The 23,182-nt window shown below is 58.6% G+C and carries 26 protein-coding genes; 22 read left to right on the top strand and 4 right to left on the bottom strand.

Features of this window, described 5'->3' with window-relative positions; translation table 11 throughout:
* Positions 1–104: 104 nt before the first annotated feature.
* From motA to ACYVB2_RS11315, 9 genes are all read left to right on the top strand, one after another.
* Positions 105–962 carry a flagellar motor stator protein MotA gene (gene motA / locus ACYVB2_RS11355; RefSeq protein WP_382432999.1) on the top strand — a complete coding sequence of 286 codons (858 nt, stop codon included), beginning with the start codon at positions 105–107 and terminating at the stop codon, positions 960–962.
* An 8-nt stretch (positions 963–970) separates the two neighbouring features.
* Positions 971–1,897, top strand: coding sequence for a flagellar motor protein MotB (gene motB / locus ACYVB2_RS11350; protein ID WP_382432997.1), 927 nt, complete (start codon positions 971–973; stop codon positions 1,895–1,897).
* A gap of 65 nt (positions 1,898–1,962) precedes the next feature.
* A complete protein-coding gene (gene cheY, locus ACYVB2_RS11345) occupies positions 1,963–2,346 on the top strand; it encodes a chemotaxis response regulator CheY (RefSeq protein WP_281242833.1) in 384 nt (127 codons plus the stop codon).
* 9 nt (positions 2,347–2,355) lie between these two features.
* Positions 2,356–2,991, top strand: coding sequence for a protein phosphatase CheZ (locus ACYVB2_RS11340; RefSeq protein ID WP_382432995.1), 636 nt, complete (start codon positions 2,356–2,358; stop codon positions 2,989–2,991).
* A 108-nt stretch (positions 2,992–3,099) separates the two neighbouring features.
* Complete coding sequence (locus ACYVB2_RS11335) at positions 3,100–4,251, top strand: EscU/YscU/HrcU family type III secretion system export apparatus switch protein (RefSeq protein WP_382432993.1); 1,152 nt, start codon at positions 3,100–3,102, stop codon at positions 4,249–4,251.
* Positions 4,248–6,335 carry a flagellar biosynthesis protein FlhA gene (gene flhA / locus ACYVB2_RS11330; protein WP_382432991.1) on the top strand — a complete coding sequence of 696 codons (2,088 nt, stop codon included), beginning with the start codon at positions 4,248–4,250 and terminating at the stop codon, positions 6,333–6,335. Before ACYVB2_RS11335 ends, flhA begins: the two co-directional genes overlap by 4 nt.
* Complete coding sequence (gene flhF, locus ACYVB2_RS11325; RefSeq protein WP_382432989.1) at positions 6,332–7,921, top strand: flagellar biosynthesis protein FlhF; 1,590 nt, start codon at positions 6,332–6,334, stop codon at positions 7,919–7,921. Before flhA ends, flhF begins: the two co-directional genes overlap by 4 nt.
* A complete protein-coding gene (locus ACYVB2_RS11320) occupies positions 7,914–8,729 on the top strand; it encodes a hypothetical protein (RefSeq protein ID WP_382432987.1) in 816 nt (271 codons plus the stop codon). The genes flhF and ACYVB2_RS11320 overlap by 8 nt, the downstream gene beginning before the upstream one ends.
* Positions 8,730–8,742: 13 nt before the next feature.
* Positions 8,743–9,462, top strand: coding sequence for an RNA polymerase sigma factor FliA (locus ACYVB2_RS11315; protein WP_382432985.1), 720 nt, complete (start codon positions 8,743–8,745; stop codon positions 9,460–9,462).
* A gap of 70 nt (positions 9,463–9,532) precedes the next feature.
* Here the strand turns inward: ACYVB2_RS11315 and ACYVB2_RS11310 are convergent, their stop codons facing one another.
* The 3 genes from ACYVB2_RS11310 to flgA form a co-directional block, all read right to left on the bottom strand.
* Complete coding sequence (locus ACYVB2_RS11310) at positions 9,533–9,925, bottom strand: hypothetical protein (protein WP_382432983.1); 393 nt, start codon at positions 9,923–9,925, stop codon at positions 9,533–9,535.
* A gap of 56 nt (positions 9,926–9,981) precedes the next feature.
* Positions 9,982–10,302 (bottom strand): flagellar biosynthesis anti-sigma factor FlgM, encoded by a 321-nt coding sequence (gene flgM / locus ACYVB2_RS11305; RefSeq protein ID WP_382432981.1) that lies wholly within the window; start codon positions 10,300–10,302, stop codon positions 9,982–9,984.
* A 95-nt stretch (positions 10,303–10,397) separates the two neighbouring features.
* Positions 10,398–11,165 carry a flagellar basal body P-ring formation chaperone FlgA gene (gene flgA / locus ACYVB2_RS11300; protein WP_382432979.1) on the bottom strand — a complete coding sequence of 256 codons (768 nt, stop codon included), beginning with the start codon at positions 11,163–11,165 and terminating at the stop codon, positions 10,398–10,400.
* 259 nt (positions 11,166–11,424) lie between these two features.
* Between flgA and flgB the strand changes: the two genes are divergently transcribed.
* The 9 genes from flgB (at position 11,425) to ruvA (ending at position 18,198) form a co-directional block, all read left to right on the top strand.
* Positions 11,425–11,868, top strand: a complete 444-nt coding sequence (gene flgB, locus ACYVB2_RS11295) for a flagellar basal body rod protein FlgB (RefSeq protein WP_382432977.1) — start codon at positions 11,425–11,427, stop codon at positions 11,866–11,868.
* A 28-nt stretch (positions 11,869–11,896) separates the two neighbouring features.
* Positions 11,897–12,301, top strand: coding sequence for a flagellar basal body rod protein FlgC (gene flgC, locus ACYVB2_RS11290; protein ID WP_382432975.1), 405 nt, complete (start codon positions 11,897–11,899; stop codon positions 12,299–12,301).
* 37 nt (positions 12,302–12,338) lie between these two features.
* A complete protein-coding gene (locus tag ACYVB2_RS11285) occupies positions 12,339–13,004 on the top strand; it encodes a flagellar hook assembly protein FlgD (protein WP_382432973.1) in 666 nt (221 codons plus the stop codon).
* A 37-nt stretch (positions 13,005–13,041) separates the two neighbouring features.
* A complete protein-coding gene (gene flgE / locus ACYVB2_RS11280; protein WP_382432971.1) occupies positions 13,042–14,346 on the top strand; it encodes a flagellar hook protein FlgE in 1,305 nt (434 codons plus the stop codon).
* A 38-nt stretch (positions 14,347–14,384) separates the two neighbouring features.
* A complete protein-coding gene (locus tag ACYVB2_RS11275) occupies positions 14,385–15,125 on the top strand; it encodes a flagellar basal body rod protein FlgF (protein WP_382432969.1) in 741 nt (246 codons plus the stop codon).
* Positions 15,126–15,137: 12 nt separating this feature from the next.
* On the top strand, positions 15,138–15,920 hold the full coding sequence (gene flgG, locus ACYVB2_RS11270; RefSeq protein ID WP_382432967.1) for a flagellar basal-body rod protein FlgG: 783 nt from the start codon (positions 15,138–15,140) through the stop codon (positions 15,918–15,920).
* Positions 15,921–15,950: 30 nt separating this feature from the next.
* Entirely contained in the window at positions 15,951–16,649 is a 699-nt protein-coding gene (locus ACYVB2_RS11265; RefSeq protein ID WP_382432965.1) for a flagellar basal body L-ring protein FlgH, read from the top strand.
* A 98-nt stretch (positions 16,650–16,747) separates the two neighbouring features.
* Positions 16,748–17,401, top strand: coding sequence for a hypothetical protein (locus ACYVB2_RS11260; protein ID WP_382432963.1), 654 nt, complete (start codon positions 16,748–16,750; stop codon positions 17,399–17,401).
* A gap of 224 nt (positions 17,402–17,625) precedes the next feature.
* A complete protein-coding gene (gene ruvA, locus ACYVB2_RS11255) occupies positions 17,626–18,198 on the top strand; it encodes a Holliday junction branch migration protein RuvA (RefSeq protein WP_382432961.1) in 573 nt (190 codons plus the stop codon).
* Here ruvA and ACYVB2_RS11250 read toward each other — a convergent pair.
* Entirely contained in the window at positions 18,195–19,031 is an 837-nt protein-coding gene (locus ACYVB2_RS11250) for an IclR family transcriptional regulator (RefSeq protein ID WP_382432959.1), read from the bottom strand. The two genes, ruvA and ACYVB2_RS11250, sit on opposite strands and share 4 nt — an antisense overlap.
* A gap of 122 nt (positions 19,032–19,153) precedes the next feature.
* Between ACYVB2_RS11250 and ACYVB2_RS11245 the strand changes: the two genes are divergently transcribed.
* The 4 genes from ACYVB2_RS11245 (at position 19,154) to ACYVB2_RS11230 (ending at position 23,177) form a co-directional block, all read left to right on the top strand.
* Positions 19,154–20,110: an MBL fold metallo-hydrolase gene (locus tag ACYVB2_RS11245; protein ID WP_382432957.1), complete on the top strand. Its 957-nt coding sequence runs from the start codon at positions 19,154–19,156 to the stop codon at positions 20,108–20,110.
* Between the two features lie 122 nt (positions 20,111–20,232).
* Positions 20,233–21,885, top strand: a complete 1,653-nt coding sequence (locus ACYVB2_RS11240; RefSeq protein ID WP_382432955.1) for an FAD-dependent oxidoreductase — start codon at positions 20,233–20,235, stop codon at positions 21,883–21,885.
* 16 nt (positions 21,886–21,901) lie between these two features.
* Positions 21,902–22,162, top strand: a complete 261-nt coding sequence (locus ACYVB2_RS11235; RefSeq protein ID WP_382432953.1) for a DUF2783 domain-containing protein — start codon at positions 21,902–21,904, stop codon at positions 22,160–22,162.
* Positions 22,163–22,211: 49 nt separating this feature from the next.
* Complete coding sequence (locus ACYVB2_RS11230; protein ID WP_382432951.1) at positions 22,212–23,177, top strand: Bug family tripartite tricarboxylate transporter substrate binding protein; 966 nt, start codon at positions 22,212–22,214, stop codon at positions 23,175–23,177.
* The last annotated feature ends 5 nt before the right edge of the window (positions 23,178–23,182 follow it).

The raw sequence follows: 23,182 nt of genomic DNA, 5'->3' as shown, positions 1-23,182 counted from the left end.
ACCAGAGCGCATCCGGTACATTAACATCCGTCAGCATCAGGCTCTGCATTGCAAGAGCTGCTGCTTGTTCTGATCGCCCCTGTCACAGCCACCTTTCATCCAGCATGCCCGTCATTATTGGTTACCTTGTCAGCCTGGTCTGCGTCTTCGGCGTGTTCATCTTGCACGGCGGCAATATTGGCGTAGTGCTCAAGGCCTTGCCCTTCGAAATGGCCACCATTGGTGGTGCAGCGTTAGGAGCCTTCGTCATCAACAACCAACCCAAGGTGCTCAAATCCACCATGAAAGGGCTGGCTGGTGTCTTCAAAGGATCTAAATACACCAAAGCACGCTACCTAGAGCTGATGGCTATGCTGTATGAGATTTTGCAAAAGGCGCGCAAAGAAGGCTTGATGGCCATTGAGGGCGATGTAGAAGCCCCCCACGAGTCTGAACTGTTCAAGAAATTTCCCAACGTGGGCTCCGATCACCATGTGGTTGAATTCACCACCGACTACCTGCGCATGATGGTCTCTGGCAACCTTAATGCCCACGAGATAGAAGCCCTGATGGACAACGAAATTGACACCCACCACCAAGAAGCCCATGCCCCTGTGGCGGCCATGGCCCGCTTGGCTGGCGGCCTGCCTGCCTTTGGTATTGTGGCTGCGGTGTTGGGGGTGGTGAATACCATGGGCTCGGTGGGTCAACCCCCGGCTGTGCTGGGTGGCATGGTAGGCTCGGCCTTGGTCGGTACCTTTCTCGGTATTTTGTTGGCCTACGCCTTTGTGGAGCCTTTGGGTGGTCTGATGGAGCAAAAAGCCGAAGACGCAGCCAAGGAATTGTTGTGCATCAAATGCACTTTGCTGGCCAGTATGCAAGGCTACAACCCAGCAACCGCTATCGAGTTTGGGCGCAAAGTGTTGTTCTCCACAGAACGCCCCACCTTCCTGGAATTGGAAGAATACGTGCGTAAGAAGTAAGCCACATCATGGCCACCGAAAAGAAACTTCAGCCCATCATCATCAAGCGCGTCAAGAAGGGCGGCCATGCTGCCCATGGCGGCGCGTGGAAGATTGCCTACGCCGACTTCATGACGGCCATGATGGCCTTCTTCTTGCTGATGTGGCTGTTGGGTTCCACAGCACAAGGCCAGTTGCAGGGTATTGCAGACTATTTCAACTCGCCACTGAAGGTGGCGCTCAGTGGTGGTGATGGTGCAGGCAACAGCACCACGGTGATGCCAGGGGGCGGCAACGACCTCACCAAAGTGCACGGCCAAGTCAAACGCTCGGACGCCCAAGACAAAACCGAACTGGCCAAAGCCCAACAGGCACAACAGGACGCACAGCGCATCAAGTCGTTGCGTGCCAAAATCGACGCCATCATCACGCAAAACGCTCGGTTGAATGAATACAAATCCCAAATCCGGATTGATGTCACGCCCGATGGCCTGCAAATTCAGATTGTGGATGACCAAAACCGGCCCATGTTCGACAGCGGCAGTGCGTTGGTCAAACCCTATATGCGCGATATTCTCCAGGCCATTGGCTCCTCCCTTTCGGATGTAGAAAGCCGCATCAGCTTGGCTGGTCATACCGATGCTGTACCCTATGGTTCTGGTCAACGGGGTTATAGCAACTGGGAACTCTCTGCTGACCGGGCCAACGCCTCTCGCCGAGAATTGGTAGCCTCAGGCATGCCTGACAACAAACTAGCCCGTGTGGTGGGCCTGGCCAGCAGTGATTTGCTGCAACCGAACGATCCGCGCGCACCAGCCAATCGGCGTATTACCATCACGGTCTTGACACGCGAAGCGGAGGAAAGATTGCTCAGTAAAAGTGCCCTGATTCTCCCCGCAGCACCATTGCCCAATGAAAAGCAGGAAAATCCCCCCGCTACTAGCTCCAAGCCATAGACTGGCGCTATCGATTATGCTTCCCATGACAACATATACTGCAATCCCGACCGAAAGGGTCTCACGTGTCTGACCTTCGCTTCCTGATCGTTGACGACTTCTCTACGATGCGCCGCATCGTCCGCAACCTGCTCAAGGAAAGTGGGTTCTCTGATGCCGATGAAGCCGAAGATGGCGTAGCGGCACTGCACAAGCTGCGTTCAAGCAAGTTTGACTTTGTCGTCACCGACATCAACATGCCCAACATGAACGGCTTTCAGCTGCTGGCAGAAGTCAAGGCTGATGAAAAACTCAAGCACCTGCCGGTGCTGATGGTCACGGCTGAAGCCCGCAAAGAAGACATTGTGGCGGCAGCTCAGGCTGGCGCGGCAGGCTACATCGTCAAGCCCTTTACCAAGGCCACGCTGGAAGAGAAGGTTAACCTGATCATCAAAAAGCAGGGGCTGTAAGCCATCGCCATGGACACCAGCCACACCCCTCCTGCGACCAGCACTCCGGTGAGTGATGTACACCAGCGGATTGGCGTTCTGACGCGTCAGTTACACGACTCGCTCAATGAGCTGGGCTATGCCAAAAAGCTACGCAGCAGCATGAGCGAATTGCCCGATGCCCAAAGCCGCCTGTCGTACATCGCTCGGCTGACGGGTGAGGCCGCAGAGAAAGTGCTGGGGCGCGTAGAGCAGGCCAAGGCACAAAATGATCTGTTGGCCGAAGAAACCCGGCGGGTCACAGCCTCGCTGGTGAAAGACCCAGTGGCTGCGGTGGCCAAGGGTGAAATCATGAATTTCCTCAACGACGTTGAGCAAATTGCCCGTACTTCGGACGAGCATTTGACCGAAATCATGATGGCACAGGACTTTCATGACCTCACCGGCCAAGTCATCGCCCGTGTGGTGTCTTTGGCCGCCACAATTGAGGAGCAACTGGTGCAATTGGTGCTGGACACAGCCCCTCCTGGGGTGGCACCACCGCCCATGCCCGTGGAGCCTGCCCATGAGCATTTGGCAGGGCCAGTGGTCGATCCAGAAAACACCCCTGATGTCGTCACCGATCAATCCGAGGTGGATGACCTGTTGGCCAGTCTGGGCTTCTAACCCACCACCACCTTCACAGCCCGAATAAGCGGTGCCAGTGGCCCGCTTATCGGGCTTTAGATTTTGTCGCTGCTCACGACAATGGCATGACCACCCCGTCATGCCATCATGGAATCGAGCCAAGACCGCACCCTTCCCGCGACCGAGCGCAAGCTCCAAAAGGCCCGCACCGACGGGCAGGCCGCGCGTTCGCGCGATTTGTCTCATCTGGCCATCTTGGGCATGGGCGCGGCCAGCATGATGGTGTTGGCCCCTCACCTGTTGGATCGCATCCAATTGGAGATGAGCCACCAATTGGTGTTTGATGCCGCTACGGTGCGCACCCCTGCCCACATGCTGGAGCGGTTGCAACAGATGATGACTGTCGGCCTGGTAGCCAGCGGTGTGTTTGCATTGCTCACCAGCGCCGCTGCCCTGCTCAGTGCCGTGGCCTCGGGTGGATGGGTCTGGAGCTTCAAGCCCATCACGCCTCAATTTAGCCGACTCAATCCGCTCTCTGGCATCGGCAATCTCTTTTCTAAGCAGCAAATGGCCAACGTGGCCAAGATGGTGCTCATGACCTGCATCCTGAGTTTTGTGGCCTGGAAATACATGGGCAACAGCATTGAGGAGATGGCTACTTTGATTTTGCAACCCTCGTCAGATTCGATTGGCTTTGTTGCCAATTGGCTGACGGGTGGCATGGCCATGCTGCTGCTGGTCGTTTTTCTGATGGCCTTGATTGACGTGCCGTTGCAAGCCTTCTTTTTCAAAGACCGGCTCAAGATGTCCCACGAGGAAGTCAAGCAAGAGCACAAAGAATCGGACGGAAATCCAGAAATCAAGGGCCGCCAGCGCCAGCGCCAACGCGAGATTGCCGATGGTGCCAGTGTGGGGGCTGTGCCCAAGGCCGATTTTGTGGTGATGAACCCCACCCACTATGCCGTGGCCTTGAAGTACGACAATACCATGACGGCGCCACAGGTCATTTCCAAAGGCACGGACCTGATCGCCATGACGATTCGCGATCTGGCGAAGTCACACAACATTCCGGTGTTGCAGTCGCCCATGCTGGCGCGCGCCTTGTATGCCCATGCGGAGTTGGATCAGCCCATTCCGCACACCCTCTACACCGCCGTAGCCCAAGTGCTGGCCTATGTGTATCGCCTCAAAGCCGCTTTGCGCGGTGAAGGGCCGATGCCCGATGCCCTGCCCGAAGTCAACGTACCCCCCGAACTTGATCCGCTGAATCGCCAAGCCCAGCAAGGAGCGACCCCATGAGCCTTTCTGTGAACTCTGCCCGCCAATGGGTAGGCAACAATGCCGCCGCTGCCCAAGGCCTATCGGCCCCGCTGCTGGTGGTGGCCATTCTGGCCCTGATGGTGCTGCCCATTCCAGCATGGATGCTGGACGTGTTTTTCACCATCAATATTGCTGTGGCATTGATGGTGATGATGGTGGCAGCCTACATGCTCAAGCCGCTGGACTTTGCGGCGTTTCCATCGGTGCTACTGCTGTCTACGCTGATGCGCCTGTCGCTGAACGTAGCCTCTACCCGTGTGGTACTGCTAGAAGGCCACACCGGCCCCGGTGCTGCGGGGGCAGTGATTGAGGCCTTTGGTCATTTTCTGATTGGCGGCAACTTTGCCGTGGGTCTGATTGTGTTCTCAATTCTGGTGGTGATCAACTTTATCGTGATTACCAAAGGTGCCGAACGCATCGCTGAGGTGTCGGCTCGGTTTACCCTGGATGCCATGCCCGGCAAGCAAATGGCCGTGGATGCTGACTTGAACGCCGGGCTGATAGACGAGAAGGAAGCCAAGCGCCGCCGGGCCGAAGTAGGGGAAGAAGCCAACTTCTTTGGTTCTATGGACGGTGCCTCCAAGTTTGTGCGTGGCGATGCCGTGGCCGGTATTCTGATTTTGCTGATCAACATCATTGGCGGCTTCACCATTGGTGTGTTGCAACATGGCCTGTCGGCCAGCAAAGCTGCGGACACTTATATTTTGATGGCAGTGGGTGATGCACTGGTGGCACAGATTCCAGGGCTGTTGATCTCGGTGGCGGCTGCGATGGTGATCTCCCGCGTGGGCAAAGACTCGGACATGGGCCAGCAGATCGTGCATCAGCTGTTCACCTCGCCACGCGTGCTGGGCATTACCGCTGGCATCCTGATTTTGTTGGGCGTGATTCCTGGCATGCCGCACATGGTGTTCTTGGGTGTGGGCTCGGTGCTGGGGTATGCCGCTTGGGTACTGATGCAGCGGGCCAAGGTGCCCCCACCATCGGAAGCCCCGGCTGCCGTAGCTACACCAGCAGAAACCGATGCTACTTGGGATGATCTGCAACCCGTAGACTTGCTGGGTCTGGAGTTGGGCTACCGTTTGATTGCGCTGGTAGACAAATCCCGCCAGGGCGACCTGCTCACCCGCATCAAGGGGGTACGGCGCAAGTTTGCCCAAGAAGTCGGCTTTCTGCCACCACCAGTGCATGTGCGCGACAACCTCGAACTCAAGCCCAGTGCCTACCGCCTGACCCTGCGTGGCGTGGTGGTGGGCGAGGGCGAAGCCTTCCCCGGCATGTATCTGGCCATCAATCCCGGCGGCATCACCACGCCACTGATCGGCACCCCAACCACCGACCCTGCCTTTGGTTTGCCCGCCCACTGGATCGACGATCAGCAAAAGGAAGCGGCGCAAATGGCAGGCTTTACCGTGGTTGATTCGGAAACTGTGATGGCGACACATTTGTCACACTTGATGCAAGTTCAAGCCGCCAAATTGCTCAGCCGCACAGAGACGCAGCAATTGGTGGAACATGTTGCCAAGCTGGCCCCCAAATTGATAGAAGAGGTGATCCCGAAAATGGTTTCGATCACAACGTTCCAGAAGGTGCTGCAATTGCTGCTCGAAGAGTCGGTGCATATCCGCGATATCCGCACCATCATTGAGACTCTGGCCGAACATGCAGGCGCCATCACCGATCCGCACGAGCTGGCACGCCGGGTGCGGGTTGCACTGTCGCCCGCCATCGTGCAGCAAATTTACGGCCCCACCCGTGAGCTGAGTGTGATTGCCATTGAGCCGGGGCTGGAGCGCCTGCTGGTGCAGGCTCTGGCCAATGCCAATGGCCCCTCGCTAGATCCCGGTGTAGCAGACATCCTGACGCAGCGCGCCGCCGAGATCGCGCTCAAGCAAGAAGAAATCGGGTTGCCCGCCTGCCTGCTGGTGCCCGACACCATCCGCAGCGCCATCTCCCGTCTGGTGCGGCGCGTGGCACCTCGCCTGCAAGTGCTGGCACACAGCGAAATTCCTGAAACCCACACCATCCGCATTGGGCCCATTCTCAAAGGAGCATCGGCATGAACATCAAACGCTTTTATGCAGCCACTGCACGCGAAGCACTGGCCAAGGCACGCATGACCTTTGGGGAGGGTACCGTCATTCTGTCTAACCGCACCACCCCAGAAGGCGTGGAAGTGGTTGCCACCGCAGAAGAGTCCCTGACTTCGCTAGAGCAAGCTGGAGAGCCAGCAGAGCCCACCAGGGCATCACCAGCTCCAAGCCTTAAACCTGTGGCCCCAGCCCGTGCTGCTGCCCCCCTGACAGAGCGCGAGCCTGTGGCGGAGCGCAACCCAGTGCATGAAGACACAGAGCAACTGGCGATGAGCACCCTGTCATTCCAAGACTATGTGCGCGAACGCATGTTGCGCCGCCGTCATGAGGCGTTGCAGGGGGATGACAGCAGTATCGAGAGCAGCCCCGCTCCTCACCAACCAGCCCCCGCCCGGCGCCCAGAGCCTGCCCGAACCGCCCCCGTGGCCCGCGAACGCACTGCGCCAGCGCCACAGGCAGCCACTCCTGGCCTGTACCCGCCCGGCTTTGACGTAGCGCCAGAGCACAGCCCCCCAGTGCGGGCCACAGCGCAACCCATCACAACCCGGCGTAGCACCGAACCCATGGTAGCCCCTACCAAGGCCGTAGCTCCAGCGCCTGTCCGGCAAGAGAGCGTGATGGAAGAGTTGCAATCGATGAAGGATTTGATCGAAGAACGATTCAACACGCTGTCTTGGCTAGGTCAGGCCAAGCAAAACCCGATCCAATCCAATCTGATGCTCAAACTGATTGGTGCAGGTTATTCGCCCACCTTGGCCCGTGCCGTGCTGGAGCGCCTGCCCGACAACTTCAACGCTGGCGATGCCGTGCGGTGGCTGATGGAAGTGCTGGAACGCAACCTCAAGACCGATGCAGACACCGAAAGCCTGCCACAAGAAGGTGGTATCTATGCTTTGGTTGGCACGACTGGCGTGGGCAAAACCACCACCAGCGCCAAACTGGCTGCCCAATGCGCACGCATGTATGGGGCCGCGAGCGTAGGTTTGATCACTCTAGACACCTATCGCATTGGTGCCCATGAGCAATTGCGCTCTTATGGCCGCATGCTGGGTGTGGTGGCCCATTTGGCCCACGACCAAGCGGCCCTGCAAGACCTGCTCGGACTGCTCAGTGGCAAAAAAATGGTGCTCATCGACACGACTGGTGTAGCTGCGCGCGACCCGCGCAAGCGTGACATGCTGGATGTGTTGGACTTGCCCGAAATCAAACGTCTACTGGTGGTCAATGCCAGTAGCCACGGCGACACTCTGGACGATGTATTTGCCTCGTTCAAGAGCCGGGGACCACAACAAGCGATCTTGTCCAAGGTGGATGAGGCCGTCAAACTGGGCCCACCGCTGGATGCGTTGATTCGTAACCGCATGGTGCTGCGTGGCGTGACCAATGGTCAACGGGTGCCCGAAGACTGGGAAACCGCCGATGCCAAAAAGCTGGTCAGCCTGTCGATGCGTTCTACCGCCCGCTCCGCCTTTGAACCCAAGGTGACGGATTTGAACTTCTTCTTTACCCGGCCCACCGCCTCTTTTGCCCAAGAAGGGATGGCTGGCCATGCTTGACACCCATTTCCACCAGGGCATGGGTCTGCAATGCCACCAGCCCCAAGATGAGCTGCGCCTGCTGGTGGTCACCAGCCAAGAAGACGGTGGCAAAACACTGTCTACCCTATGGCAGTTGTGCGGCCACTTACAACGCTTAGGCTACCCAGTGGTGGTGCTGGATGCCACCGCCGTGGAGACCGAGCGCGCCCCAGGCCTGCTACAGCTACTCACCCATGCCCCGTGGGCCGATGCCAGCACACATGGCGTGCATGCAGATGCGTCTGCCCTGGCCGTAGTGCCTGCAGCCCTGGGCATGCTGACGCTGGCCAACACCGCCCAGCGCAAAGGCCAAGCGGCACAAACACTGGAGCAGCTAGAGCCTATTTTCCGCCGCTATGCGGTGATGGTGCTCTATGCGCCCATCGAATTGTTGAGCACCCCTTTGTTGGCAGGCAGCAGCACCATGCCACTGTTGGTGACCAAGCCCGGCAAAAATGCTCTGATGGAGTGCTACCGCCAGATCAAGCACCTAACGCTGCATGCCAACCTGAACAGCATGGTGGCCTACGTCAGCCCCAGTGCCACCGGCAAAAAAGCAGAACAAGCCCGCAACAGCCTACAGGCACTGGAACGCTGTGTGGCCCACCACCTAGGCCAACGCCTGCACGGCACCCTTCTACCAGACAACAGCAACGCTGACTTGCAGCGTTTGGCATTGTTGCTGCTGGACAATGCCAGCGCCATTACCACGCCCAGCTCCATGGCTTGGCATGCTGGGCAATGGGCAGCCAGTTCAGCCGCATCACATCTTTTCCAGAGCCATTGACACTGCTCCAGTGATGTACACCGCCAAAGGCCAGCTTGACCGCGATGCCCTGATCCGCCAATACCTGCCGCTGGTGCGGCGCCTGGCCACACATATGCTGGCCAAGCTGCCTCCGAATGTGGAACTGGATGATTTGGTGCAGGTGGGGATGATCGGTTTGACCGAGGCGCTCTCGCGCTACGAAGCCAGCCAAGGCGTGCAGTTTGAAACTTTTGCCACCCAACGTATCCGGGGGGCTATGTTGGATGAACTGCGCAACGGTGACTGGATGTCGCGCAGTTCACGCAAAGGGCAAAAGGACATTGAACGAGCCATACAGCGGTTGGAACAGAGTCTGGGCCGTAGTCCGCTGGAATCAGAAATTGCGCAGGAGATGGGCATGGAACTGCAAGAATATCAACACCTACTGAGCAAAGTGCGCGGCACCCAATTGCTCTATCTAGAAGATTTGAGCCGTGGAGACGGCAACGGTGCCCATGATTTTCTGGATCGCCACCTCGCAGACAACCAAGCCGACCCGGCCAGTCTGTTGCGCAGCCAGCGCCTGCGGGATGCGCTGGTACAGGCCATCACCCAACTGCCCGAGCGCGAGCAGTATGTGATGAGCATGTACTACGAGCACGACATGAATCTGAAAGAAATTGCCGCCGTGCTGTGCGTGACTGAATCACGCGTGTGCCAATTGCACAGCCAAGCCATTGCACGCCTGCGTGCCAAAATGCGAGCACACTGAACAGCCGCCGCGCAAACGTGCGGCCTGCTGCCCTCTGGTATACGCCCGGTCTGACCGGGCGTTGTGCTTTTTAGCCAGCCGCACTGTAGATGCGTGCAGCACTTGCCGTGCTGGCCTGCACACCCAGCGCCACACCATAGGTGGGTGTGGGGTGAACAGGGGGTGGCAACAGCACAGCCGCCTGGCGCTCGGCCAGTGCGGCCAAACGGGCCAGACTGTCGCGCTGCACCGATAAGGTGCTGTGAATTTGCTGGATGCGCTGCTCTAACCCTTGGGTCACAGTGGCTACCTGCAAACCCTCTAGCGCAGCAATGAAGTCTACCGATACCTGGCGCATACGCTCACTGCATGTTTGCAAGGCCAGAGGATCGGCGGCCAGCAAGGCTGCCGACAATTCTTGCAATTGCAGCTCAACGGCGTGCAAGGCATGTTCGAGAAAGGCAGGAGAAGAAGGAGCAGTCATGGGAATGTGGACATCAAGGACGTGAAAAACAACACCAAACCAAAATGGCTTGGCACTCAGCCATCACGCGCTGGCACCAAGGCCAGCGACTCTTGGGCATCAGACAACAGCCGATCTGCAATGGCCCCAGCATTGATCTGGAACGTACCAGCGGCAATGGCCGCACGCACTGCCTTGACCCGTTCTGCATCAAAATCTGCGGCGGCATCCCCCGCAGACTCCAGTTCGCGGGCACCACGCGAGAAGCTGACCATGACCGGCACACCAGCAGCCCGCGCTGCTGCCGCACCTTTGGCAACCCCCTCGGCGCCCGGTGCTGCCGCCGACCGCGCCTGCGCCACGGCACTGGGCAACTCCGCTTGATGTCCTATCTTCATGTTTTTTCTCCACACCCCTGCCACTGCCGGGGCTTCAGTGCTGATGTTATCGGCGCCTGAACCGCAGACTTTAGCCACAAGGCGACAAGGCCACTTCAGAACTGGGTCTCAACCCAACCGTCTTCATTGACCACTCCCGTAATGATCTTGCCATTGGGCATACGCACCCGCACCGTATCACCAGCGCCTGCAGCCCCCATCGCCTGCCCACTACCGCTGATGGCAAAACCGCCCCCCTTGGAGAGCACGCGCACCTGTGCGCCAGCTTGAAACAGCCGTGGCGCCCGCAACATCGACTGGCGCAACGCCTGCCCCGCCGACAAAGACCGGGCCGCCACCTTGCCCACCCACTGAGCGGGATCTGCCACGACCATATCGACTTCGGCGGCCCAGTCCACTTCAGCCTGTGCTGCATCTGCCTGTGACAACACCGCTCCCAAAGCCACTGGCCCAGTCAACACCCAAGCGGGGCCGTGGGCTTTGATGGTAATGGGCAAAAATACATTCCAACGGCTAGGGCCAATGGCACAACGCAAGCCCAAACGGCTGCGCCCCCACAGGCGGGTGCCTGTGGGCAAATAGGGTTCAATGCGCTCGCACGGTGCCAAGCGCAGCCGGGGGTCTAAGGCGCCCACGACCACTTCCATACGCAATGGCACCGCCATCTGACTGGCGGCCTGGGTACTGTGCAGCATCTGCTCTACCCACTGGCGGGTGGTTTCTTCAATGCCGGGCTGCTGTGCCCATGACACGCCAGCACTGCACAACCATGCAAGCAGCCATGCCCACCTGCGCGCCACACCGACACAGGCAACACGCCAGCGGCACAACAACACCGGCACAGAAACAAGCGCAACGAGCATGAGACCTCTCTCCTGTGCTGACAAGCCGACGTCCCCATCCGCGCACCCGCGTGGATAGACAGACAAGACGGACAGACGGGCAGCGTAATAGCCCCAACTATCCCCTGTTTTTACCCCACCCAATGGCACAAACTGCACAGACAAACCAGCCTTCTTCGGTGCTTCATCCACAGGCAGCCTTTTCATAATTGCCGCACGCCCAAGCCTCTTTTTCCCCTGGCGGTGGCGCACCACGCAAACCACGGCAAAAGGCACCGCCATGATCAACAAGATGACCGAGCGACTGGACTTTCACGGCAACGCATTGCTGCTGCGGGCCGAGCGTCAGCGTGCCATCGCCAGCAATATTGCCAATGCCGACACGCCGGGCTACTTGGCCCGTGATTTTGACTTTGCCAGCGCATTGCAGGAATCCATGCGTAGCGGCCAAGTGCTAGGCCAGCAACAAGAGTTGCCCAAAGCACCTGTCGTACACCCCAGCCATATGGCATTGCCCACCGTGCAGGTAGGCCAAGCCCGCACTGGGGACAACCCAGCCGCCTTGGGCTACACCGTACAGACGCAGCCCAGTGTGGACAACAACAGTGTCGATCTGGATCGCGAACGGGCCAACTTTGTGGACAACTCCGTGCGCTATGAAGCCACGCTGCGCTTTATCAATGGCAGCGCCAAAACCATGCTCAGTGCTATTCAGGGCCAGTGAACCGGAATCGGATTAAAGGATACCTACCATGTCGATGTTCTCGATCTTCAGCGTTTCGGGCAGCGCCATCAGTGCCCAATCCCAGCGTCTCAATGTGGTGGCCAGCAACTTGGCCAACGTCGATGCGGTGGCTGGCCCCGATGGTCAGGCGTACAAAGCCCGTCAAGTGGTCTTCCAAACCGCCCCCATGGGTCCAGACAGCTCGGCAGGCGTACGCATCCAGGCCATCCAAGAAGACAACACCCCTGGCAAGCGCGTGCACGACCCCAATCACCCTTTGGCCGATGCCCAAGGCTATGTGAATCACTCCAACGTCAATGCAGTAGAGGAGATGGTCAACATGATCTCTGCCTCACGCTCCTACCAAAACAACGTCGAAGTCATGAACACGGCCAAGTCGCTGCTGCTCAAGACCCTGCAAATGGGCCAATAAAGCCCGGCCCCGCACCTCTTTCTGAAAGCGCATCGCCATGAGCACCACCATCAACTCGACCACGGCCAGCACGGCTGCCAGCGGCACCACCAGCACCAGCGGCATCAATGTCAACAGCGCAGACGCTCAGCAGGATCGTTTTCTCAAGCTGCTGGTGGCACAGATGAATAACCAAGATCCGATGAATCCGTTAGACAACGCGCAGATGACCTCACAAATCGCGCAGATCAATACGGTGACCGGCATTGAAAAACTCAACACCACTGTGCAAAGCTTGGCCAGCCAATTTGCTGCACAGCAACTGATGCAGGGCACCTCCATGGTGGGCCGACAAGTGCTGGTCGAAGGCAACCAACTGGCGGTGGACAGCGAATCCAAACAAGCTTACGGCGCGGTTGAACTGGCCAGCTCGGCCAGCAACGTCAAAGTGCAGGTGCTCGATGCCAACAACAAGGAAGTGGGCACAGTGGAGCTGGGCGCCCTGAAAGCTGGGCGCCACAACTTTGCTTGGGATGCCTCAGCTTACGAAGGCGAAGGCACCTTGCGCTTCAAGGTCGTGGCAACCAATGGCGAGACCGCTGTGGGCAGCACCGCACTGAATATCGACCAAGTCTCTGCGGTCAGCCTGAGCAATGGTGCATTGCAATTGGAGCTGGCCCGTGGCGGCAACACCACCCAGTCGGCCCTGAAGGCCGTTCTTTAATTTCATTGGTCTCATTACAGGCTAACAGGAGCACACCATGGGTTTTCAACAAGGTCTTTCGGGCCTGAACGCCGCCAGCCGCAATCTGGATGTCATCGGGCACAACATTGCCAATGCCAACACCACGGGCTTTAAAGGCTCACGCGCTGAATTTGCCGATTTGGTCGCCTCGTCCATGGGCGTAGCCAGCGGCCAGAACAACGGCATGGGCGTGGAAGTGGCTGCGGTATCGCAGCAATTTACCCAAGGCAACATCACTGCCACCGGCAACAGCATGGATTTGGCCATCAATGGCAATGGCTTTTTCAAGGTCAAACTGCCCAGCGGCCAAGATGCCTACACCCGTGCTGGTAATTTCCAGCTCGACAAGAACGGGGATGTACGCACCAATGGCGGAGCCCAAGTCATGGGCTTTGAGGTAGACCCGACCACCGGCATTGCCAGCACCACCACGGTGCCTTTGAGCTTTCCGTTGGGGGCACCGATTGCAGCCAAAGAAACTACCAGCATCACGGCAACGTTCAACCTTGATGCCCGAGCCAAGGATGCAGCAGGTATTGCTGCGCAGGTAGGCCCACCCGTTGTAGCTGCGGTGCCTGCCACGCCCCGTTCGACCTATGGCACTTCGGTGGACGTCTACGACAGCGAGGGCGTTGCCACGCCGGTACAACTGTATTTCATGAAGACCGCCAACGCCAACGAATGGGGGGTCTACACCACGTTGGATGAAACCGCACAGCCCACCGGCAGCCCGCCCTACACCATCACGTTCGATGACAACGGCAAAATCACCGGCCCAGCTGCAACGGCACCAGACACGGGCTTTGGGGTGCGCATGACCGACATCATGCCCACCAACAACGCCAACTTGACCGCAGCCATCAACAGCACCGGCACTCCGGCTGGCGTTTTTCTCGATCTCTCGGCGGTCTCCCAATTCGGCACAGCTTTTGCCGTCTCCGACCTCAAACAAGACGGCTACACCGCTGGCAACCTGACCAGCATCAACATCGGCAACGATGGCTCCATCATGGCCAGCTACTCCAACGGCGTGACCCGTGCTGAAGCCCAAGTGGCCCTGGCGAGCTTTCGCAACCCACAGGGGTTGACGCCCATTGGTGGCAATAACTGGGTAGAGACCGTTGACTCGGGTGCCTCCATGCTGGGTAAACCGGGCAGTGGCAGTTTTGGCACGCTGCGCTCGGGCGCGTTGGAAGACTCCAACGTTGACCTGACAGCCGAACTGGTGGGCATGATGACCGCCCAGCGCGCCTACCAAGCCAACGCCCAAACCATCAAGACGCAAGACCAGGTGTTGTCCACCATCGTCAATCTGCGTTAATTGCCTTAGCCCGCCCGCCCTGATTACTGAGAAACGCCATGGACCGCATCATCTACACCTCCATGACCGGCGCCAACGCTGCCGCCCACCGGCAGGCGGTGCTGTCGCACAACTTGGCCAACGTCTCTACCCAGGGCTTTCGGGCCGAGATGTCTACCTTCCGCTCTGTACCTATCCAAGGCAGTGGCTCCAGCACCCGTGTGTTTGCGCTGGAGGCAACCTCTGGTCACGTCGAGACCCCTGGGCCGGTGCAGCGCACAGGACGCAACCTGGATGCGATGGCAGTGGGCAACTCTTGGTTTGCCGTGCAGGGGCTCGATGGCACCGAAGCCTATACCCGCAATGGCAGCTTTGAAGTCACACCGGCGGGCCAACTCGTCACCAACACCGGACTGACCGTGCTGTCGGACGGTGGTGGTCCGATTGATGTGCCCCAAGGGGCAGAAGTATCGCTAGGTTCGGATGGCACCCTTACCGCCAAAACCGCAGGCCAGCCGCCTGCCACCATTGGTCGCCTGAAACTGGCTACGCCCACAGCCGAAGATCCATTCAAACGTGGCGATGATGGCCTGTTTCGCCCCGCCTCCGGCAACCCTCTGCCCAACGACGCCAACGCCCGCCTGCTGGCCGGTGCTACCGAAGGCTCCAACGTCAATGCAGTGGAAAGCATGGTGGGCTTGATTGCGGCCTCGCGCCAATTTGAACAACAGATGCGCCTGCTGCAAACCGCCGAAACCAACGACAAAACCGCCAGCCAGTTGCTGAGCATGAACGGTTAAAAGGAAAACGCCATGATCAACTCCCTGTGGATTGCCAAGACTGGCATGGAAGCCCAGCAGACCCAGCTGGATGTCATCTCGCACAACCTGGCCAACGTCTCGACCACCGGCTTCAAGCGCAACAATGCCGTCTTTGAAGATCTGATTTACCAGAACCTGCGCCAAGTAGGTGCCAACACCACCGAACAGAACCAACTGCCCACCGGCTTGCACTTGGGCTTGGGTGTGCGCACAGTGGCTACCAGCCGCAACTTTACCCAAGGCAGTTTGCAGCAATCCAACAACAGTCTGGATGTGGCTATCAACGGCAACGGTTTTTTTAGCGTGACCATGCCCGATGGCACGTTGGGCTACACCCGCGATGGCTCCTTTCAACTCGATGCCCAAGGTCGGTTGGTCACCTCTAGCGGCCTGCCAGTAGCCAACGGCATCACCATTCCGCCAGGCACCACCAGCATCAGCATTGATGCCACTGGTGCGGTGTCGGCACTGCTGCCGGGCAACCCACAACCGCAACCGATGGGCCAGTTGGCCATGTCTAGCTTCATCAATCCAGCCGGGCTCGAGCCTATGGGGCAAAACCTGTTTCGGGAATCGGCGGCCTCGGGCCAACCACAGGAAGGCACCCCCGGAACCAACGGTTTGGGCGTGGTGAAACAGGGCTATCTGGAAACCTCCAACGTGAACGTGGTGCAAGAGCTGGTGACCATGATTCAAACCCAACGGGCCTACGAAATGAATTCCAAGGCCATCTCCACCTCGGATCAGATGCTAGCCAAGCTGAACCAGCTTTGAGCACGCCCGCCATTTTCTGGAGATCGCACCATGTCTCGCTCCCCCACAGCTTTTCTGTTTTGCGCCAGCCCCGCGCTGGCGCTGTTACTCACTGGCTGTGCCAACCTCTCGCCGCCGCCACCCGTGGATGTGCTGCCCACGGCTGCACCGGCCATCAGCGCCCCCATCGTGCGCACCAGCGCCCCCATAACAGGCAGCCTGTTCCACAGTGCCAGTTACCGCCCCGCGTTTGAAGACCGCCGTGCCCGCATGGTGGGTGACACAGTGACCGTACAGATCACCGAAAACATCACCGCCAAGCAAACATCGTCTTCTACCGTCGATCGCGAGAGTGGCATCAGTGGTGGCATTACGGCCTTGCCCTTCATGAACAGCACTACGCTGACCAACAAGACCAAGATTGCTGCCGAATCCACCAACAATTTTTCAGGCAAAGGGGGCACCGAGAGTGCCAATACCTTTACGGGGTCCATCACTGCCAGCGTGATCGACGTCCTGCCCAATGGGCATCTGGTGATTGCGGGCGAGAAACAAATTGGCGTCAACCAAAATGTGGATGTGCTACGCTTCTCGGGTACGGTAGACCCACGCTCCTTGCAGCCTGGTAGCTTGGTGGCCTCCACCCAAGTGGCCAATGTGCGCATCGAGTCACGCGGCCGTGGTGCCCAAGCCGAAGTGCAGGCTATTGGTTGGCTGGGGCGGTTTTTTAACAGCATATCGCCGTTTTAATGCCGCATCCCACGGCCAAGGCCGTGGGCCACATCATCCGCTGACTCTTTCAAGGTACGGGGTTTTCTTCCCTCGTTTCTTTTTTAAGAGTGTTGACCATGCGTTCTTCAAAATTTTGGCTTGCTGCTGCGCTGGCTACAACGGCAGTATCCAGTGCGTATTCTCAAACGGCTGCAGAGTACACCAAATACTCCGTGGTGATTACCACCACAGTGCCTAAGGGCTCAGCGTCTGAAACCATCGCCAAGAGTAAAAAAACAGCGGTGCCCACCAACACCAAATATACGCCCTGTATTACGGGTGATGTGGGTCGGGATCAGCTGTCTTTTACCATCAAGTTTGATGCAGGCGATGCCGCTGAAAACCTCAGAAATTTTTATGTGGTTCTCAAATCACCCACCAACAAGCTGTACTCTCTATTGCGTGAAGTGCAAGGCGGCAGCTTGAGGGTGGTTTTTTCTGAGTCGTTGTTGGTTGGCAATACCTATACCGACCTCAGCGATAGCAGTGCCTACACCCACAGAGATAACAATCTTGGTGGCGCACAAACCGAAATACTGCTGGGTGGCAATATGCTGTTGGATGGCTTGGAACCCGGTTTGTGGTCTGTTACAGGTATTATTGCCAAAACCAACGCCGCTTTGCCCATCATGAAGCCCAGAAGCTGGGCCGCTTGGGATACGGCCTCTTTTGTGGTGGGCTCGCCTTGGCCCCTGGCTGGATATGCGTGCACAACGTATGCCATGGGTTAATGATGGCAATGTAGCCATCCAACAATAGCCCGTCATCACAACACGGGTTTATGTTGTCCGCCCTTTTTGATTTTCTTGGCACCGCACACCAAGCCACCAATGGTTAAGAATATCCGTGGGGCGGCGGTGGACGTCCACAGCACAGCACAGCACATGACCACCATGCCTGTTCCCCAAGCCCAACGCTATGATGCAGCCCCTGTCCTCTAGCACCACAACACCCCATGATTGGACGCCTCCAAGGCACCCTGGCCCAAAAAAACCCACCCCAGGTATTGATTGACTGCCACGGTGTGGGCTATGAGGTAGATGTGCCCATGAGCACCTTCTATCAACTGCCCCATTTGGGCGAAGCCGTCACCCTGCTCACCCATCTGGTGGTGCGCGAAGATGCGCAATTGCTCTATGGCTTTGCCACGGCAGCAGAGCGCGAGGCCTTTCGCCAACTCATCAAAGTCTCGGGTATTGGGCCACGTATGGCACTGGGTGTGTTGAGCGGCATGGGGGTGGCCGATTTGGCCCAAGCCATCACCTTGCAAGAAGGCGGACGGCTGGTCAAGGTGCCAGGCATTGGCAAAAAAACTGCCGAGCGCCTGCTGCTCGAACTCAAAGGCAAACTCGGAGCGGACATCGGCACACCGGCACAGGTCTCTAGCCCCGCACAGACGGATATTTTGCAGGCCTTGTTGGCACTGGGCTACAACGACAAAGACGCCGCAGCCGCCCTCAAAGCACTGCCCACCGATGTGGGTGTGAGCGAGGGCATCAAACTAGCCTTGCGTGCATTGGCACGCTAGCGTTGCACCGCCTCACCCACCAGTCCCGGCCCAGAAGCCCCCAAACGGCGCGAGAGCGACTGCGCCGTTTCACGCAACTGCTGTGCCGCCATGCCCTCCACCCCCACATCTAATGTGGCTACCGGGCCGATGGCCGTCAGGCACAACACCAGACGGCCAAAACCATCAAACACCGGGGCAGCCACAGCCCCAATGCCACGCACCAGCCCCTCGCGCACGGTACTGACCCCCTGCTGGCGAATGGCCCTCAACTCCTGCGCAAACAACGGGTCTTGCAGTGCCTGGGCATCTCCATCGTGTGCCAGCGCCTGCTCGACCTGGGCACGGGGCATAAACGCGGCAAATAACTTGCCATTGGCCGTGTAACGCACCGAGGCCGTGGTGCCGTGGCGCATGGTGACATGCACATCCGCCGGCCCCTGCTCCACTTGGATGATGGTCGGGCCGTGGTTGCCCCAAACAGAAATAGCCACCGTGGCCCCGACACGCAGCGCCAGCCCCGGCAACTCAGTAATCGCCATGCGCACCGGATCTTTCTGTTGCAGGCTGATCAACCCCAACTGCATGGCGAGTGAACCCAAACCGTAGTGCCCCGTGGCAGGGTCTTGCTCTACCAAGCCCAATTTGCCAAAGCTGACCAGATAGGGATGTGCCTTGGCCGCCGTCATGCCAGCCTCTCGCGCCAAGTCTTTGAGCGCCATCGGGCGCCCGGTATGCACCAGCGCCTTAAGCAACTGGCCGCCCACCTCCACACTCTGGATGCCCCGCGATGTACGCGGAGCCACTTCTTCGGGCATGGATTCTGAAAGGGAATGTTCACTGTGCATTGGCATAGCCTCAATTGTGTCTGGATTCGGAGGGTGCGGGTTTCTACCTAATGAAATGAATTCGACTAAAACAAATAATCAACTATCATTGTTCCATTCCATCAAATTCATTTGTTGATAACAAACCCATGAGCACCAAAACTTTTGCCTCTGCCGCTGATCTGGACATCAAGAAGGTGAGCTTCGACAAGCTTTCTGACCATGCCTATGCCTACACCGCCGAAGGCGACCCCAACACGGGCATCATCATTGGCGATGATGCCGTGATGGTGATTGACACCCAAGCTACGCCGGTGATGGCACAAGATGTGATCCGCCGCATTCGCGAAGTGACCGACAAGCCCATCAAATACGTCACCCTGAGCCACTACCATGCGGTGCGCGTGCTGGGTGCCAGCGCCTACCAGCCCGAACACATCATTGCCAGCCAAGACACCTACGACCTGATTGTGGAGCGCGGCGAGTTTGACAAGGCGAGCGAGATTGGCCGCTTTCCACGCCTGTTCCAAAACGTAGAAAGCGTACCGCCCGGCCTGACTTGGCCCACCATCACCTTCACGGGCAAGATGACGCTGTGGCTGGGTAAGCTGGAAGTGCAGATCTTGCAACTGGGCCGGGGCCACACCAAGGGCGACACCGTGGTGTGGCTGCCCCAAGAGAAAATCTTGTTCAGCGGCGATCTGGTCGAGTTTGATGCCACCCCCTACGCTGGCGATGCCTACTTTAAAGACTGGCCGCACACGCTCGATGCCATTGCCGCCCTGCAACCCGAAAAGCTGGTGCCAGGCCGTGGTGCTGCCCTGCAAACACCTGAGCAGGTGCAAGCCGGTTTGGCGGGCACCCGTGCCTTTATCAGCGACCTGTACGAAAGCGTGCAAGCCGGCGCTGCCGCAGGCCAAGACCTGCGCAAAGTGTACGAAGCCACCTTTGCCAAACTGCAACCCAAATACGGCCAGTGGGTGATCTTCAACCACTGCATGCCTTTTGACGTGACCCGTGCCTACGACGAGGCAACGCAATACCCCGACCCCCGCATCTGGACTGCCGAACGTGACGTGCAGATGTGGCAGTCGTTGGAGGGCTGACCTGACCCAGCCCACTCCCCTCCACGCTTACTGATTTTTATCTCCCCTCCCAACGGGCGCGCACGGGTTGCGCAGCCTGCTGGGCGGAGCTTTGCCCTCCCCTCCATGCCCACCAGCACACCATGACATCTGCCCACACCCCCTCTTACCCCTTCCACGGCACCGGTGCCGAGGTACAGGCCATCGAGTTTCCCTACACCCGCTCACCCGATCAGGATGCGGCCCAACCGGTGCAACACCCCATTGTGGTGATTGGTGCAGGGCCAGTGGGCCTGAGCATGGCAATTGACATGGCCCAACGCGGCCACCGCGTTGTGGTGCTGGACAACGACCACCGCCTGTCGATTGGCTCGCGGGCGCTGTGCTTTTCTAAGCGTGCGCTGGAGGTTTGGGATCGCCTAGGCGTAGGCCAACCAATGGTGGACAAAGGTGTGTCGTGGAACCTGGGCAAGGTGTTTTTCCATGACGATCTGGTGTACCAATTTGACATGTTGCCGGAAGAAGGCCACGAGCGCCCAGCCTTTATCAACTTGCAGCAGTACTACTGCGAAGGCTATTTGGTAGAACGCTGCCTGCAACTGCCGCAAATTGACATCCGCTGGGACAACAAAGTCACTGGCATTGCACCCCGCAATGACGGCGCGCTCTTGAGCATTGACACCCCCGATGGTGCCTACCAAATTGATGCCGACTGGGTGATTGCCTGCGATGGGGCACGCTCCACCATGCGTGGTTTGATGGGGCTCGAGAGCAAGGGCCGCATCTTTCAAGACCGCTTTTTGATTGCCGATGTGAAGATGAAGGCGGACTTTCCAGCCGAACGCTGGTTCTGGTTTGACCCGCCCTTTCACCCTGGCCAAAGCGTGCTGCTGCACATGCAGCCCGATGGCATGTGGCGCATTGACTTCCAATTGGGTTGGGATGCCAACCCCGAAGAAGAAAAGAAACCCGAGAACATCATCCCGCGCGTGCAAGCCTTGTTGGGCAAAGACACCGAATTCACGCTGGAATGGGCCAGCGTCTATACCTTTGCCTGTCTGCGCATGGACAGCTTTGTGCATGGCCGAGTGCTGTTTGCTGGCGACTGCGCCCACGGCGTCTCCCCCTTTGGTGCCCGAGGAGCCAACAGCGGCGTGCAAGATACGGACAACCTGTCTTGGAAGCTCGACTGGGTGCTCAAGGGGCGCGCTGGCGTAGAACTGCTGGCCACCTACGGCCCCGAGCGCGAATACGCTGCCGATGAGAACCTGCTCAACTCCACCCGTGCCACCGACTTCATCACGCCCAAGAGCGAGATCAGCCGCCTGTTCCGCGATGCCACGCTCGATTTGGCCCGCGACCATGCCTTTGCCCGGCGCATTGTCAACAGTGGGCGCTTGTCGGTGCCAGCCACACTGCACCACTCCAGCCTGAACACGCCAGACGTTGATACCTTTGCAGGCACGCAGGTGCCCGGTGCCGTGTTGTTGGACGCCCCCGTGCGCCGCAACGGCCAGCCCGGTTGGCTGCTGCGCCAGTTGGGTATGGATTTCACGCTGCTGGTGTTTGGCGAAGTGCCCGCTTGGGCACATGGTCTGCCCCATGTGCAGGCGTTGTCTATCGGACAAGACATTGAAGATGTGCAATGGTTGGCAGCCCAGCGTCTGGACGCCCGGCCAGGCACTGCCTACCTGATCCGCCCAGATCAACATGTCTGCGCCCGCTGGCGCAACCCCACCGAAGCCGCCGTGCGTGCCGCTCTGGCCACGGCCACCGCCACCCCTTTCCAGTCTTGAATTCGGAGTCGCCGCCATGCTCAATACCCAGCCCACCCTGTCGTCATACGATGACTTTTATGAAGCCCTGCTCACCGCCCACCAAGGCCTGACCACAGCGCAAAGCCATGCCATGAATGCACGACTGGTGCTGCTGCTGGCCAACCACATTGGCGACAACGCCGTGCTGGCCCAGGCGCTGCAACTGGCCCGCGGCCAAAGTGCATCCACCGAATCTGCCTCGATGGCCGGGCGTGCAGCCATCACCCCCGTGGCCCCCGTGCACACAGACGTCTGAAGCCCTGCCATACACTGATCCATACCTATTATTCGAGGAGACAAATTTCATGCAACGCAAACACTTCATCAGCTCTTTGCTCGGTCTGGCCCTCGCCGCAGGCACTTTCAGCGCCAGCGCCCAGCAAAAGCCGATTGAATGGGTGGTGGGCTATGCCGCTGGTGGCGGCTCGGACGTAGTAGCACGCACCATTGCCGAAGAAATGGGCAAGAGCATGGGCCGCAGCATCGTTGTGACCAACAAGCCCGGTGCTGGCACCAACATTGCCGCCGAGTACACCGCCCGCTCCAAAGATTACGGCAACACCCTGTTTACTGCCGACTTTGCCACCCTGGCGGCCAACCCTACGCTGTTTAGCAAGTTGGCTTACAACGCCGAAAAAGACTTCCAACCCGTGGGCCTGCTGGTGCGCTTTCCGCTGTTCTTGGTGGTATCCAACAACGTACCGGCCAACAACCTGAAAGAGTTCACCGCTTGGGCCAAGAGCCAGCCCGAAGGTGTGAACTGGGCCTCGGTGGGGCTGGGCAGCCCTCACCATCTGGTGGGAGAGTTGTTCCGCGAACAAAGCGGCCTCAAACTCACGCATGTGCCCTATAAAGGCGCAGCCCCAGCCATCCAAGACGTGATCGGCGGCCAGGTTTCGGCCATGTGGGTGGAAAGCTCCACCGCTTATCCCTTCCTTAATGGCAAGAAGGTGAAAGCGATTGGGGTAGCCAGCCCGCAGCGGGTGCCCACCATGCCTGATGTTCCTACCATCCACGAACAAGGAATCAAGGGTTTTGAAGGCTATGCCTGGCAAGGACTGGTAGTGCCCACAGGCACTTCTAAAGAGGCCACCGGCCAGTTCTCTCAGGCGCTGCAAAGCGCCTTGGGTTCGACTCCAGTCAAGGCCAAGCTGCAAGCTTTGGGCGTTGAACCCATGCCGGGCACAGCCGAGCACATGGCTACGTTTTCACGCAATGAACGCGAAAAATGGGGCAAGATCATTACCAAAGTGGGCGTGAAACTGGACTAAAGTGA

This window comes from Giesbergeria giesbergeri (assembly GCF_054779375.1).
This window is presented reverse-complemented; position numbering and strand designations above follow the sequence as displayed.